We start from the raw sequence: 14,012 nt of genomic DNA on the forward strand, positions 1-14,012 counted from the left end.
GCCCCACCGGCCGGTGCGGGGCCGCGACGGTCCCGCACCGGCCACCGGCCCGACTGGAGCGCCCGATGTCCGCCCCGCCCACCCGTCGCCCGCACCGCCGCCGCGCCGCCACCGGCCTGCTGGTGGCCGGACTGCTCGCGTTGCCCGGCGCCACCCCGGCCGCCGCTCAGCCGGCCGGTCCGGCTCCGGCCGACGCGGTCACCTGGGCGGTGCAGCCGTCCAGCGTGGACGGGCCGACCGGACGCAACTACTTCGTCTACGACCTCGCCCCAGGCGCGGAGATCACCGACCACGTCGCGGTGCGCAACCTCGGCGACCAGGACCGGACGTTCACCGTGTACGGCACCGACGGGTTCCTCACCGACGACGGCGCGTTCGCCCTGCTCCCGGCCGACGAACCGGCCACCGACGTCGGCACCTGGATCCACTTCGACCAGCGGGAGTACGCGGTGCCGGCCGGGGAACGGCTGGACATCCCGTTCCGCCTGACGGTGCCGGCCAACGCGACACCCGGTGACCACGCCGGCGGGGTGATCGGCTCCATCGCCCAGCTCCGTACCGACGCCAGTGGCCAGCAGGTCAACGTCGACCAGCGGGTCGCCGCCCGGGTCTACCTGCGGGTCGACGGCCCGGTCCGGCCGGCGGTCAACGTCGAATCGATGAGCATCAGCTACGACGACCCGGTCAACCCATTGGGCGACGGTGACGTGGAGGTCACCTACCAGGTGCGCAACACCGGAAACATCCGCGTCGGTGGTACGGGTGCGGTGCTGCTGGACGGCCCGCTGGGCTGGGAGCTGGCCCGCACCGATCCGGTCGACCTGCCCGAACTGCTGCCCGGCAGCACCTTCACGGTGACCGAGCGGATCACCGGCGTACCGCCGGCGCTGCGGCTGACCGCCACCGTCGACCTGGCCCCGACCACGGTGGACGAGGCGTTGCCACCGGTCACCCGTACCGCCGGTGTCTGGGCACCGCCGTGGTTGCTGCTCGCCGCGATCGCCGTCCTCGCCGGGTGGTTCGGGGTACGCCGCTGGCGTACCCGCCGCACGGTCTCCGGCACCGCCCCGACCAGCACCGCGCCGTGACCGGCCGGCGAACCTCGGTGTGCGCCCTGGCCCTGGTCCTGGTCGCCGGGGCCGGCGGCCTGCGGTCGGCACCCGCGACCGCCACCGCGCCCCAGGTCGCCGTCGCACCGGCCGACGCCCCCGTCGGTGCGCCGGTGAGCGTCACCCTGACCGGCTGGCCGACCGGCACCGTGCAGCTGGAGGTCTGCGGCAACCAGGCCCGCCGGGGCGCGCTCGACTGCGCCACCGGATCGGCCCGACAGCTGTACGTCGCCGACCCGCAGCCGGTCGCCGCCCAGCTCACCGTTGCCGCACCGCCGGTGGCCTGCCCCTGCGTGGTTCGCGCCCGGGCCCTCGCCCCGGACACGGAGGACGCGGTGGCGGTACCGGTGACCGGCACCGCCGCGATCGACGTCACCGACCTGACCGCGCCGGTTGCCCCGGCCGGGCTCGATCGGGCCGGGCTCCGGCTGGCCGGGGTGAGCGTGGCACCGGCCGAGCGGAACTGGTCGGCCCTGTTCGCCCTACGCGGCGAGATCGCCATCGACGTCGACCTGCGCAACGACGGCACCGCCGAGGTCGGTGCGGCGCAGCTGTCCCTGCTGACCGGCCGGCCCGGTCGCGCGACATCAGTGGTCGAGGCGACCGACATCGCGCCGCTGCCGGCGGGGCAGGCCACCACCGTCCGGATCGTGGTGCCGGTCGACGGACCGCTGTACGGCCGGTACGCCGTACTGGGGCGGTTGACCACGGCGGAGATGGTTGGCGGCTCCGCCGCGGTGGAGTTCGAGGTGCAGACCGAGCGGTACCCGTGGGGCTGGGTCGCCCTGGCCGGCCTGCTGATCCTGGTGCTGCTGGTACGGCAGTTCGTCGGGTGGCGGCGCGACGGTCACCTGAGCGGCTGAGCCGGCCCGGCGGCCAGCTGGCGGGGTGAGCCGGCGCGGCGGCACCCGCCGGTGCCGCCGCGCCGGCCGGCCGGTCAACAGCGGTTGATGGTCGAGTTGTTCAGCGCGATGTTGCGGATCACGATGTTCTGCCCGCACGGGTTTTCGTTGATCTGCGAATTGGTCAGCGTCAGGTTCTGCAGGGTGATGTCGCGCGACACCGGGAACTCGGTGCGCGAGGCGATCCGCACGTCCGAGCCGTTGACCGAACCGGAGACCGCCGCGATGTTCACGTTGTAGCAGTTCTCCAGCAGGATCGAGTTGCTGCCGGTGCCGGAGATGTCGATCCGGTCGATGACCGCGCCGCCGGACTCCGACACGCAGAAGATGCCCCGGCCGCCGCCCCGGGCGATCACCGTGCCGACCCGGATGTTCGTCGGGTAGCTGTCGCCGACCCGGCCGTTGCGGTTGGCCATCCGGAACCCGGCGTAGCCGGTGCCGGTGCCGGCGCCCTGCGCGTCGACGGTGCCGACGGTCGCGTTGATGGTGTCGTTGAGTATCAGGCCGGAGTAGCCGGTGTTGCGGGCGGTGACGGTGCCGACCGTCAGCCCGTCGACCCCGTACGTCTCGACGCCGTGCGCGCTGGTGCCCTGCACGTACACGTTGTCGATCCGCACGTTGCGGGACCGCTGGCTGCGGTCGCCGTGGTTGTCGATCCGGATGCCCAGGCCGGCGGTGACCCGGATGTCGATCTGGCCGAGGGTGATGTTGTTGCCGTTGCGGATGAAGATCCCGTACAGCGGGTTGCCGGTGATGTTGAGCCGGGTCACCTCGACGTCGGTGACGCCGCGGGCGTATACCACCGCCTGGTCACCGGAGCCGGAACCGGTCACGTTGACCGTGCCGCAGACCTCCAGGACGGTGTACGACGGCAGCGACAGCCGGGAGCCGGCGCTGATCGACCCGGAGCCACGCACGATCACCTTCTGCTTGCTGTTGCGCCCGGCGGACAGGCTGTTCACCGCCGCCTGCATGGCCGACAGCATGCTGGAGCCGGTGTAGACGGTGCTGCCGCCGTTGCGCGCCGTCCAGGTCGAGCCGTTCTGTACGGCCTCGGCGTTGAACGAGCCGGACCCGCAGCCGCCGGACGGCGGCGGGGTGGTCGGCGGCGGGCCGCCGCTGTCGACCCGGACCATCTGCCACTGCTGGTTCCAGCCGTTGAGGTCCTGGTACTGGGAGATGATCCCGCCGTCGGCGGTGGACCACTCCCACACGTCCAGCACCTTGCTGGTGTGCCGGTTGACGAACCGGACGTAACCGCTGTCCGAGTCCAGCACCCCGAAATGCTGGCGGGTGCTGCCGTTGTCGGGGTTCTGGACGAGCTGGGTGCCGTCGTTGGCGTTGGGCAGTTCCAGGTACTTGCCGCTGTGCCGGGACCGGATCTTGTAGTAGCCGTTGCCGGCCGCGACGAACTGCCACTGCTGAACGGTCTGGTCGTTGCGCGCCCACTGGACGATCGGCGCGCCGTCGTTGGTCGCCCAGTTGTACAGGTCGATCGCCTTGCCGCTGTGCCGGTTGACCAGCACGTACCAGGCGTTGGTGTCGACGGTGGCAGCGGCCGCGTGCTGGATGCCGACCGCTGCGCCGGTGGCGACCATGGCGGTCGTGGCGAGCGCCACGACGCCGGTACGCCAGCGCCGCCATCTGGTGGCTGTCATGGAACCTCCTGGGTTGTCGGAGACTGCTTCTGCCTGGTCGCGCCCCCACGGCGACGCGGGGAAAGGGTTTTCCCATTGTTACGGCAATGTATCGATCGCATTCAATAGAGTCAACAACGTCGATATTTTCCATGCCACGGCAAGCTGCTCCGGTGATCCCCCGAAGGGTTCCGCCGGGAGGTTTGCCGGGAGGGTCTGGGTCTGCAGGGAGGGCCCGTCGGGAGAAACCGTCGAGAGGATCTGGAAAAGCTGACGTCGGATGTCAGGTTTTGCTGGCACCGTCAGCGGCATGACCACACCACTGAACGGCAGGACAGCACTGGTCGCCGGGGCGACCCGGGGCGCCGGCCGGCGGATCGCCATCGAACTCGGCGCCGCCGGCGCCACCGTCTACGTCACCGGCCGCAGCACCCGACGGCAACGTTCCGAGATGGACCGCCCGGAAACCATCGAGGAGACCGCCGAACTGGTCGACGCCGCCGGCGGCACCGGAGTCGCGGTGCCGACCGACCACCTGGAACCGGACCAGGTCCGCACCCTGGTGCAGCGGATCGACCGTGAACAGGGCCGGCTCGACGTGCTGGTCAACGACATCTGGGGGGCCGACCATCTGACCGACTTCGAGTCGCCGATCTGGGAGCAGCCGCTGGACCGCGGCCTGCGGACGCTGCGGCTCGCCATCGACACCCACCTGATCACCAGCCACTACGCGCTGCCGCTGCTGATCCGCCAGCCGGGCGGGCTGGTGGTGGAGATGACCGACGGCACCGCCGACTACAACGGCACCCACTACCGCGAGTCGGTCTTCTACGACACGGCCAAGAACGCCGTCATCCGGCTGGCCTTCGCCCAGGCCGAGGAGCTGCGGCCGTACGGCGCGACGGCGGTGGCGCTCAGCCCGGGCTGGATCCGGTCCGAGGCGATGCTGGACCACTTCGGGGTGACCGAGGCGAACTGGCGCGACGGCACCGCCAAGGACCCGCACTTCGCCATCTCCGAGACACCGGCGATGGTCGGCCGGGCAGTGGTCGCGCTCGCCGCCGATCCGCAGGTGTCCCGGTTCACCGGGCGGTCACTGTCCAGTGGGCAGCTGGCCCGCGAGTACGGCTTCACCGACGTCGACGGCAGCAGCCCGGACGCGTACCGCTACATCGTCGAGGTCGTCGAGACCGGCCGGCCGGCGGACACCACCGGTTACCGCTGACCGGCGTTGTCGCCGTACAGCGCGGCGAGCCGGCGGGCGGCGTCGCGCATCCGCTCCCGTAGCGCGGGCGGGGCGAGCACCTCCACCTCCGGACCGAGCGCCTGCAGTTGGCTGTACGCCACGTCGGGCGACTCGACCGGCAGCCGGGTGTGCACCCAGCCCTGACCGTCGGGTGGCCCGGCCGCCTCGTGCGCTGCCTGGGCGGCCGGTGCCTCCACCGCCCAGCGCAGCGCCCGCAGCCCGGCCGGACTCAGCCGTACGACGATCTCGTCGACCAGGATGCTGCGGACGAAGTCGGCGGTGCCGGCCGCCCACACGTCGGCCAGGTCGAAGCGGTGGTCGCGGTCGAAGACGTCGCCGGTGGCCTCGACTGCGGCGATCCGGTCCACCCGGTAGATCCGGTAGCCGTCGTTGACCTGGCCGACGCTGTTGACCTGGCCGACCTCGGGGACTCTGCCGACCAGGTACCAGGTGCCGTTCTTGAGCACCAGACCGTACGGCTGCACCGTTCTGACCACCTCGGTGCCGCTCCGAAGGTAGTTGAGTCGGACCACCTGGTCCTGCCAGGTGGCGCGGGCCAGGTCGGCCAGGGCAGGCGGCGGATCGGCCTGCCGGAACCAGCCGGGCGCGTCCAGATGGAACCGCTGCCGGGCTCGGCCGGCGGCGTCGCGCAGCCCGACCGGCAGCGCGGCGGTCACCTTGAGCTGGGCTACCCCGAGTACGTCGGCGAGGCCCATCTCATCGGCCGGTCCGGGCAGCCCGGACAGGAACAGCGTCTCCGCCTCGGCCCGGCTCAGCCCGGTCAGCCGGGTCCGGTAGCCGTCCAGCAGCCGGTACCCGCCGGCCCGGCCCTGGTCGGCGTAGACCGGCACCCCGGCGGCGGACAGCGCCAGCACGTCGCGGTAGATGGTGCGCTCGGAAACCTCCAGCTCGCGGGCCAGCTCCGCGGCGGTCATCGTCTCCCGGGACTGCAGCAACAGGACCAGGGAGATCAACCGGGCGACCCGCACGGTCAGCGCCCGGCGGGTGAGCGCAGCGGGGATCCGTCAGCCACCCGCAACTGGTACGCCCGGTGCGGTGCCCAGCCGGCGACCAGGCTGAACCGGTCACCACGGACGAAGGTCTCCCGCCATTCGACGGGCCGCCCGTCGGCCCGGCCGATCCGTTCGACGGCGAGCAGACCGACGCCCCGGCCGATGCCCAGCCGCCGGCGCTGCTCGGCGGTGGGCACGATGGCATGGATGCGTTCCTCGCCGTCGGTGACCCGGACCCCGTGCCTGGCCAGCTCACTGTAGATGCCGGTACCGGTCAGGTCGGTGGTGAGCAGCGGCCGGGCCAGCTCGGCCAGCAGCCAGACCCGGTCGGTGGCCAACGGTTCGTCGTCGGCGAACCGGAGCCGCTCCAGATGTACGAAGCGGGTGTCCGCGTCCAGCCCGAGCCGGGCCGCGACGGCGACGTCGACCCGCAGGTCGCGGGCGAGTACCTCGCTGCGCTGGCGCATTCCCCGCGCCTGCACCTCGTGGAAGAGCGAGTAGAGGGCACCGAGCGGCTGCTCGATCCGCTGTTGATGGACGGCGGTACGTCGGCCCCGGGCCGAGTCCAGCACCCCGGCCTGGCGTAGCCGGCGCAACGCCTCCCGTACCGTGTGCCGGCTGACGCCGTACTCGTCGACCAGCTCGTGCTCGCCGGGGAAGCCGGCGGCGAACCCGCCGGCGGTCAACCGGCGGACCAGGTCGTCGTGCAGCTGGGCCCACAGCGGCATCGGGCTGTCCCGGTCGACCGGCCGGGCCTGGTCAGTCATCGTCTGCCCGATCGTCTCGCGTCTGGTGTCCGGTCTTCTGGTGCTGTCCGGTTGTCTGGACAAGGGTACGCCGCAGCAGGTACGTGTCCATGATCCAGCCCTTGTGCCGCCGGGCCTCGGCGCGTGCGGTGACGATCCGGTCGGCGGTCTCATGCACCGGGCCGGCGATCAGGATCTCGTCCGGGGTGCCGAGGTACGCGCCCCAGTAGATGTCGATGCCGTCGGCGGCGGTGAATTGGGTGAAGGCGCACTGCGCGTCGAGCATCACCACCAGGTCGTCCACGCCGGTCGGGAAGCCCTCGTCGGCGAGCCGACGGCCGGTGGTGATCTGCACCGGGCGGCCGATCCGGTTCAGCGCGATCCGGTGCCGGGCGGTCAGCACGGCGACGCTGCTGATCCCCGGGATCACCTGGTGGTCGAACTCGACGACGTCGCGTTCCCGCAGGTCGTCGAGGATGGCGAGGGTGCTGTCGTACAGCGCGGGGTCGCCCCAGACCAGGAAGGCGCCGCAGCCGCCGTCGGGTAGTTCGTCGCGGATCAGCTGGGCGAAGCGGTCGGCGCGGCGGCGGCGCCAGTCCTCGACCGCGGCCTGGTAGTCCGCCGCGGTCCGGTCCCGCTCCGGGTCGGCGATCTCGACCGCCCGGTACGCCCCGGTGGTGTGCCGGCGCAGGATCTCCTGCCGCAACGCCGCCAGGTCCTGCTTGACCGCGCCCTTGTCGAGCAGGAAGAACACGTCGACCCGACGCAGCGCCTCGATCGCCTGCACGGTCAGGTGGTCGGGATCGCCGGCCCCGATCCCGATGATCAGTATCTCTCGCACCCGGGGGAGTGTGCCGCACCTCCATCGGGCGGCGGTAGTCGCGGGCAGCAGCGAGCAGCGCAACGCGTGCCGGTGGGACTTTCGCCAAGATCTGCCCGTCTTAACCGTTTTCTTACGCCTCTTACGTATTTATTACCGATCATCACTGTCTGTGGGCTAATGACCACTTGTGCGGTTCGATGGAGGGGAAGCGCACCGTCCTTCTTGGCCGGTGCCCCGACATCGAGAAAGGGGCAGTCATGCCACAGCGAGGTTCCGCCCTCCCGGCGACCCGCTCCCGGGCCAGCGCCGTGCGGCAACGCGGCATTCCCGGCACCGCCGCCGTTGCGGTCGGCACCGGACCGTTGGTCAGCCTGTCCGAGCAGGACAGACAATTGTTCCGCCGATTCGGCTACGGCCCTGCTGGGCCGATCGGCTCCACCCACATCCAGCACGCGATCGAACAGTGGGCCGTCCTCACTCCTGACACGGTCGCCGTCGAACACCTCGACCAGCGAATCACCTACCGACAACTGGACCAGCAGGCGGACCGTCTCGCCGCCCGGCTGATCGCCCACGGGATACGTCCGGGCGACCGGGTCGGCGTGTTCATGCGCCGGTCGATCCCCATGGTGGTCGCGATCCTCGCCACCCTGAAGGCCGGCGCGGCGTACGTGCCCCAGCACGCCGGGGTGGCCACCGAGGCCCACCTGCGACACGTCACCGAGACCGCCGGGATCCGGATCGTGCTGACCAGCGCCGAGACGGTCGGTGAGCTGCCGCACCTGCCGGGCCGGGCGCTGATCACCGTCGACGAACTGCTCACCGAACCGCTGACGGACTCGGCGTACCCGGTCGTCCCGGCCGGCCCGACCAGCCCGGACGACGGCTGCTACGTGCTGTTCACCTCCGGTACCACCGGCCGGCCCAACGGGGTCACCGTCACCCACCGCAACGTGTGCAATCTGCTCCTGACCGCCCCCGGCGACCTGGGCATCCAGCCGGGATGGCGGGTCGGGCAGATTCTCAACATCGCCTTCGACATGGCCGCCTGGGAGATCCTCGGATGCCTCAGCCACGGCGGCACCCTGGTCGTCCGGGGACGGGACATCGCGGCGACGGTCGAGACGGTGGACGTGGTGATCGCCACCCCGAGCGTGCTGGGCACCGTCGACCCGGACCGGTGCCGCCGGGTCAAGACGGTCGCCGTGGCGGGTGAGCCGTGCCCACGGGAACTGGCCGACCGGTGGGCCCGGCAGGCGGTCTTCTACAACGGCTGCGGACCGACCGAGACCACCATCGTCAACACCATGCACCGGCACGACCCCACGTCCGAACGGCTCACCATCGGCCGGCCGACCCCGAACAACACGGTGTACGTGCTGGACGCAGACCGCCGACCCTGTGCGATCGGCGAGGTGGGGGAGATGTGGGCGGGTGGTGACTGCGTGTCGGTCGGCTACCTCGGCGATCCCGAACTCACCGGGCAGCGGTACGTCCCGGATCCGTTCCTCGGCGGTGGACGGATGATGTTCCGTACCCGGGACCTCGGGCGCTGGACCCCCGACGGTGAGCTGGAACATCTCGGCCGCACCGACGACCAGGTCAAGGTCCGTGGGTTCCGGGTCGAGCTGGATTCGGTCTCCGCCGTCCTGGAAGCGGTGCCGGGGTGCCGTCGGGCGGCGACCATCAAGGTCGACGACCGTACGCTCGTGTCGTTCGTCGCACCGGCGACCGTCGACCCGACGGCGGCGCGTGACGCGGTCGCCCTGACCCTGCCGTACTACTGTGTGCCCGAGCAGGTGCACGCCGTCGAGTCGCTGCCGGTGACCGATCGGGGCAAGATCGACAAGACGGCACTGCGCCGGCTGCTGGACCGCCCGACTCCGTCCGACCTGCCGGCTCCGTCCGATCCACCGGCTCCGTCCGGCCCTTCGGCCCGCCCGGCTCCGTCCGACCTGCCGGCTCCGTCCGACCTGCCGGCTCCGTCCGATCTGCCGGCTCCGCTGCCGTGGCCGCGCCGGATCCTCAGCCACCCCAGGCTGATGCCGTACCACCGGCTGGCCGCCCTGGTCCTGGTCGGCAACGCCGCGCTGCTGTACTACGCGCTGACCACCGGCGGCTGGTGGCGGGCGGCCGACGGCGGCCTGGCGAACCTGTCCTACGCCGCTCTGGCCAACGTCGCCCTGGCCGTGGTGATCCGTCAGCAGTACGTGATCAACCTGCTGTTCTGGTTGGCGACCCGGGCACCGACCCGGTGGCCGCTACGGGTGCGGTGGAGCCTGGGCAAGGTCTACCACTTCGGTGGGCTGCACGTCGGTGGCGCACTCGCCGGCACCGCCTGGTTCGCCGGGTACGTCGCCGAACTGACCCGGCAGGCGCTGGCCGACCGGGCCGTCACCGCCGTACTGGTGCTGTCCTACCTGCTGGTCGCGCTGCTGCTGGCGTTGGTGGCGACCGCGCTGCCGCCGATCCGCGGCCGCCGCCACGACCTGTTCGAACGGGTCCACCGGTTCGGCGGGTGGGCCGCGTTGATCCTCCTGTGGGCCCAGACGGTGCTGGTCGTCGACGGGGCCCGCGACGGTACGTCGTTGGCCGCCGCGCTGCTGGCCTCGCCGGCGCTGTGGACCCTGGCCCTGCTCACCGTGAGCGTCGCCCTGCCGTGGCTGCGACTGCGTCGGGTACCGGTGCAGGTGGACCGGCCGTCGAGCCACGTGGCCCTGCTGACGTTCGGCCACACCACCCCGTTCGCCGGCTCGTCCACCGCGATCAGCCGCCGCCCGCTGCTCGAATGGCACTCGTTCGCCAACGTGCCGGCACCCGGTGAGCGCGGCTTCCGACTGACCGTCTCCCGGGCCGGCGACTGGACCGGCGCGTTGATCGACGACCCGCCGAACCGGATCTGGGTCAAGGGCATCACCACCGCCGGCGTGGCCAACATCGAGACCCTGTTCACCCGGGTGGTGTACGTCGCCACCGGCAGCGGCATCGGGCCGGTGCTGCCGCACCTATTGGCCGGCAAGGTGCCGGCGCACCTGGTCTGGTCCACCCGCAGCCCGCGGACGACCTACGGCGACCAGTTGGTGGACGAGATCCTGCGGGTGCAGCCCGACGCCACGATCTGGGACACCGCGCGGCGTGGCAAGCCGGACATGGTGGCCCTGGCGCTCCAGGCATGGCGGGCCACCGGCGCCGAAGCGGTGATCTGCATCGCCAACCAGAAGCTCACCCGGCAGGTGGTGCACGGGCTGGAGCGCCGGGGGATCCCCGCCTACGGCGCTATCTGGGACTCGTGAAACCGGGACCGGCCGACCCACCATCCTGCGACCCGACTGGAGGAACCGACATGCACCTGATGACCGAGCGGGACGGTGGCGTGGTCACCGTACGGCTGCACCGGCCCGCGACCCGAAACGCACTCAGCACCGCACTCTGCGACGAACTCGTCTCCACCCTGCGACCACTGGACCGGGACCCGGACATCGGCTGTTTCGTGATCACCGGGTCGGACGGCTTCTTCTCCGCCGGTGCCGACATCCGGGAGATGGCGGCGATGAGCCCGGTGCAGGCGATGACGGCCGATCACTTCGCCGGCTGGGAGGAGTTCGCTGCGTTCCGGACACCGAAGATCGCCGCAGTCGCCGGCTACGCGCTCGGCGGCGGCTGCGAACTGGCCATGATGTGCGACCTGGTGTTCGCCGCCGAGGACGCCCGGTTCGGTCAGCCCGAGATCACCCTCGGGGTGATCCCCGGGATCGGCGGCACCCAGCGGCTGACCCGGTTGGTCGGCACGGCCAAGGCGATGGATCTGATCCTCACCGGGCGGATGATGCCGGCCCGGGAGGCGGAGCAGTGCGGCCTGGTGTCCCGGATCGTGCCGGCTGACCAACTGCTCGCCGAGGCCCGGTCGGCGGCGGCGGTGATCGCCGGGCACAGCCGGCTCGCGGTCACCGCCGCCCGCGAGGCGGTCCAGCGGTCGCAGGAGGTCGGACTGCGCGAGGGCCTGCTGTTCGAACGGAGGGTCTTCCACGGATTGTTCGCCACCGCCGACCGGGCGGAGGGGATGTCCGCGTTCCTGGAGAAACGGCCGGCACGGTTCACCGGCAGCTGAGCCGACCGGGCTTCACTGGCCGGCCGGGCTGTCACCGGCCGGCCAGCCAGCCAGCTGCGACGGACGGATCCGGCGGGATTTGATAGTTATTGTGCGTACGGATGAGGCGCGGGCTGGCTGAACCGGCAAGGATCGGCATATGAAGGTTCTCTTCCTGGGTGGCCCGTGGCATGACCAACGTCGCGAGGTGACGCCCCGCCGCCTCGCCGCTGCCGCGGACACCTTGCCAACGCAGTACACGGTGCCGCTCCGACCCGGGGTCAAGCCCGTCACCTACACCCGCCGTTACGCCCGCAGTCAGGGCGAGCGGCTGCCGGTCTACGTCGCCCCCGACTATTCCGGCCCGGCCCGCGCCTGACAACTGCGGCGCCGGCGCCCGAGCCGGCCACCGTCACCGGTCGAGCCCTCGCAGCCGGTCGGCCAGCTCCCGCTCGAAGAAGTCCAGGAAACCGTCCGGGTCGGGCCCGGCGTTCTGCAGCACGATGTGGTCGAAACCGGCGTTGACGTACGGTTTGACCGCCTCGAGGTGCACCGCCGGGTCCGGCCCTACGCTGAAATGCGCGGCGATGTCGTCGGCGTCGACCATCGCCGAGGCCGCCTCGAAGTTGACCGGGTTGGGCAGCTCACTCATCACCTTCCAGCCGGTCAGCGCCCAACGGCTGGACTCCCAGGCCGCCTTGATTGCCTGCTCCTCGTCCACCGCCCAGGCCATCGGCACCTCGGCGTAGCGCGGTCCGGCGCCCCCGGCCCGCCGGTAGTGCTCGACGATCGAGCCCTTCGGCTCGGTGGCGAACAGCCCGTCGCCGAGCTCGGCGGCGAGCCGGGCGGACTCCGAGCCGCTGGCGGCCACCGCGATCACCGGCGGGGTCGGCGGCAGGTCGAACACCCGCGCGTCGTCGAGCTGCAGGTGCTTTCCCTGGTACGTGTGGTAGCCGCCGGACCAGAGCAGCCGGATGATCTCCAGCGCTTCGCGGAGCCGCTCGTGCCGCCCGTGCACACTCGGAAACGGCTCCCCGGTGACGTGTTCGTTGAGGCGTTCGCCGGCCCCCACCCCGAGGGTGAACCGGCCGTCGGACAGCAGCGCCACAGTCGCTGCGGCCTGGGCGACGATCGCCGGGTGGTAGCGCAGGCTCGGGCAGGTCACGCCGGTGGCCAGTCCGATCCGTTCGGTACGGGCGGCGATCGCGCCGAGCACGCTCCAGGTGAACGGCGAATGGCCCTGGGAGTCCAGCCACGGGTGGAAGTGGTCGCTCATCTCGACGAAGTCGAACCCGGCCTGCTCGGCCCGGACCGCCTGGGCGATCAGTTCGGCCGGTCCGAACGCCTCGGTGGCCAACTTGTAGCCGATCCGCATGTCTCTGCCCTCCCCATGCTGGTCCCACCACGCCCGGTGACCGTGGCGCCGTCCGAGGTTTTCGTACCCTTGCCCGACGGATCTATTCGCGGTGGCGGTCGATCTGCGGTTCCCGTCCGAGGCTGAGTCGGGGAGATGACGGCGGCGGATCAGGGCGCCGATCTTCGGCTCCGCGACGGTGGCGTCCTGGGTGACCTCGATCCGTCCCTCGCTGTCGACCGGCCAGGCCGCGTAGGTGCTATCCGGCCGGACCGGCTATCGACACGTAGGGTCCGCCAGCGCAGCGGAGGCCGTTCGTCACGGGCACGAGGTCGCGCCGGCGATCTTGCCGCTATGGACAAGGGGCGGCCGACGTGGTGGACGGCGTGCTGTCACCTGGGGAGATCTTTAGCTGGGTGGCGTCGAGCAGGGCACGGACCGCTGTGGAGTCGCCGATGATGGCGACCGCTTCGGCGCCCTCGATCGGAGCTCCACCGATGACCAGAGCCTTCCACGCGAGGGTCGTCGCCTCGACTCGCGCGTCGACGTCGTCGGGGATCGGTTCCTTCGACACCGTGGTGCCGCCTGGGCCTACTGTCGCGAGGTACTCGACCGGCTCTTGCCCGGCGGCGCGGGAGTCCGTCAGGGTCAACGCGACGCGGCGGACGGGCTCACCTGCTGGTGCCGGCGACGCATGCGCCCGCATGGCGAGGACGAGTGTGTCCGGGCTCATGTCCGCCTCCAACGGCAGTCGCGGCGAGCGCACGGCCCACCGTGACAGGGCTGTGTTGACGGCCTCGAGGTCGTATCCCCACTCGGTGAGGTCGTAGACGGTGACGTCGGCGGGGCGGGGCAGGGCGCGCCGTACAACGATGCCGGACTCTTCCAGGTCCTGGAGCCGGCGTGAGAGCGTTCCGGGGCCGATGCCTGGAATGTCGCGCTGGATGTCGACGAAGCGCTTCGGTCCCAGCAACAGCTCGCGCACGACGATGAGGGCCCACCGCTCTCCGATCAGGTCGAGCGCGTGGGCGGAAGCGCAGCCGTCGTTGTACGAGCCGTATGTCCTTCGTGTCGCCACCGAGCCAGTGTAACTAC

At 71.4% G+C, this 14,012-nt stretch carries 12 protein-coding genes and 1 pseudogene; 7 read left to right on the forward strand and 6 right to left on the reverse strand.

Translation table 11 applies throughout. The features are described 5' to 3' along the window. Positions 1–65: 65 nt before the first annotated feature. Both O7629_RS32715 and O7629_RS32720 read left to right on the forward strand, forming a co-directional pair. Positions 66–1,088 carry a DUF916 domain-containing protein gene (locus tag O7629_RS32715; protein WP_278174192.1) on the forward strand — a complete coding sequence of 341 codons (1,023 nt, stop codon included), beginning with the start codon at positions 66–68 and terminating at the stop codon, positions 1,086–1,088. Beyond that, positions 1,085–1,972: a hypothetical protein gene (locus O7629_RS32720; protein ID WP_278174193.1), complete on the forward strand. Its 888-nt coding sequence runs from the start codon at positions 1,085–1,087 to the stop codon at positions 1,970–1,972. The genes O7629_RS32715 and O7629_RS32720 overlap by 4 nt, the downstream gene beginning before the upstream one ends. 74 nt (positions 1,973–2,046) lie before the next feature. Here the strand turns inward: O7629_RS32720 and O7629_RS32725 are convergent, their stop codons facing one another. Continuing rightward, positions 2,047–3,669, reverse strand: coding sequence for an RICIN domain-containing protein (locus tag O7629_RS32725; RefSeq protein ID WP_278174195.1), 1,623 nt, complete (start codon positions 3,667–3,669; stop codon positions 2,047–2,049). A gap of 289 nt (positions 3,670–3,958) precedes the next feature. On the opposite strand from O7629_RS32725, the gene O7629_RS32730 reads away from it, so the two are divergent. After that, a complete protein-coding gene (locus O7629_RS32730; RefSeq protein WP_278174196.1) occupies positions 3,959–4,873 on the forward strand; it encodes an SDR family oxidoreductase in 915 nt (304 codons plus the stop codon). Here the strand turns inward: O7629_RS32730 and O7629_RS32735 are convergent. Genes O7629_RS32735 through cobF form a run of 3 tightly spaced genes read right to left on the reverse strand, consistent with a single transcriptional unit; the run spans position 4,864 to position 7,494 of the window. Next, the gene (locus O7629_RS32735) at positions 4,864–5,883 is read right to left on the reverse strand and encodes a YafY family protein (protein WP_278174197.1); all 1,020 of its coding nucleotides are present in this window, start codon (positions 5,881–5,883) and stop codon (positions 4,864–4,866) included. The genes O7629_RS32730 and O7629_RS32735 overlap by 10 nt on opposite strands. Positions 5,884–5,885: 2 nt before the next feature. Further along, entirely contained in the window at positions 5,886–6,674 is a 789-nt protein-coding gene (locus tag O7629_RS32740) for a GntR family transcriptional regulator (protein WP_278174198.1), read from the reverse strand. After that, a complete protein-coding gene (gene cobF, locus O7629_RS32745) occupies positions 6,667–7,494 on the reverse strand; it encodes a precorrin-6A synthase (deacetylating) (protein ID WP_278174199.1) in 828 nt (275 codons plus the stop codon). Before cobF ends, O7629_RS32740 begins: the two co-directional genes overlap by 8 nt. A gap of 353 nt (positions 7,495–7,847) precedes the next feature. Here cobF and O7629_RS32750 point away from each other — a divergent pair. From O7629_RS32750 to O7629_RS32765, 4 genes and pseudogenes are all read left to right on the forward strand, one after another. Beyond that, positions 7,848–9,353 (forward strand): annotated as a pseudogene (locus tag O7629_RS32750) (amino acid adenylation domain-containing protein); the annotation flags it as partial. Positions 9,354–9,431: 78 nt separating this feature from the next. Beyond that, positions 9,432–10,769: a hypothetical protein gene (locus O7629_RS32755; protein WP_278174803.1), complete on the forward strand. Its 1,338-nt coding sequence runs from the start codon at positions 9,432–9,434 to the stop codon at positions 10,767–10,769. Between the two features lie 50 nt (positions 10,770–10,819). Next, positions 10,820–11,584 (forward strand): enoyl-CoA hydratase-related protein, encoded by a 765-nt coding sequence (locus O7629_RS32760; protein ID WP_278174200.1) that lies wholly within the window; start codon positions 10,820–10,822, stop codon positions 11,582–11,584. 139 nt (positions 11,585–11,723) lie between these two features. After that, on the forward strand, positions 11,724–11,942 hold the full coding sequence (locus O7629_RS32765) for a hypothetical protein (RefSeq protein ID WP_278174201.1): 219 nt from the start codon (positions 11,724–11,726) through the stop codon (positions 11,940–11,942). Between the two features lie 33 nt (positions 11,943–11,975). Here O7629_RS32765 and O7629_RS32770 read toward each other — a convergent pair whose 3' ends face one another. Together O7629_RS32770 and O7629_RS32775 are read right to left on the reverse strand one after the other, a co-directional pair. Next, entirely contained in the window at positions 11,976–12,938 is a 963-nt protein-coding gene (locus O7629_RS32770; protein WP_278174202.1) for a TIGR03557 family F420-dependent LLM class oxidoreductase, read from the reverse strand. A 331-nt stretch (positions 12,939–13,269) separates the two neighbouring features. Then, entirely contained in the window at positions 13,270–13,995 is a 726-nt protein-coding gene (locus O7629_RS32775) for a helix-turn-helix domain-containing protein (protein WP_278174204.1), read from the reverse strand. Positions 13,996–14,012 lie beyond the last annotated feature (17 nt).

It is taken from the genome of Solwaraspora sp. WMMD792 (genome assembly GCF_029626105.1).
GTDB lineage: Bacteria > Actinomycetota > Actinomycetes > Mycobacteriales > Micromonosporaceae > Micromonospora_E.

Bases quoted from the DNA above. Each gene is read 5' to 3' on its own strand.
- O7629_RS32740 (WP_278174198.1), bottom strand. From the start codon at position 6,674: ATGACTGACCAGGCCCGGCCGGTCGACCGGGACAGCCCGATGCCGCTG.
- O7629_RS32725 (WP_278174195.1), bottom strand. From the start codon at position 3,669: ATGACAGCCACCAGATGGCGGCGCTGGCGTACCGGCGTCGTGGCGCTC.
- O7629_RS32765 (WP_278174201.1), top strand. From the start codon at position 11,724: ATGAAGGTTCTCTTCCTGGGTGGCCCGTGGCATGACCAACGTCGCGAG.
- O7629_RS32760 (WP_278174200.1), top strand. From the start codon at position 10,820: ATGCACCTGATGACCGAGCGGGACGGTGGCGTGGTCACCGTACGGCTG.
- O7629_RS32715 (WP_278174192.1), top strand. From the start codon at position 66: ATGTCCGCCCCGCCCACCCGTCGCCCGCACCGCCGCCGCGCCGCCACC.
- O7629_RS32770 (WP_278174202.1), bottom strand. From the start codon at position 12,938: ATGCGGATCGGCTACAAGTTGGCCACCGAGGCGTTCGGACCGGCCGAA.
- O7629_RS32730 (WP_278174196.1), top strand. From the start codon at position 3,959: ATGACCACACCACTGAACGGCAGGACAGCACTGGTCGCCGGGGCGACC.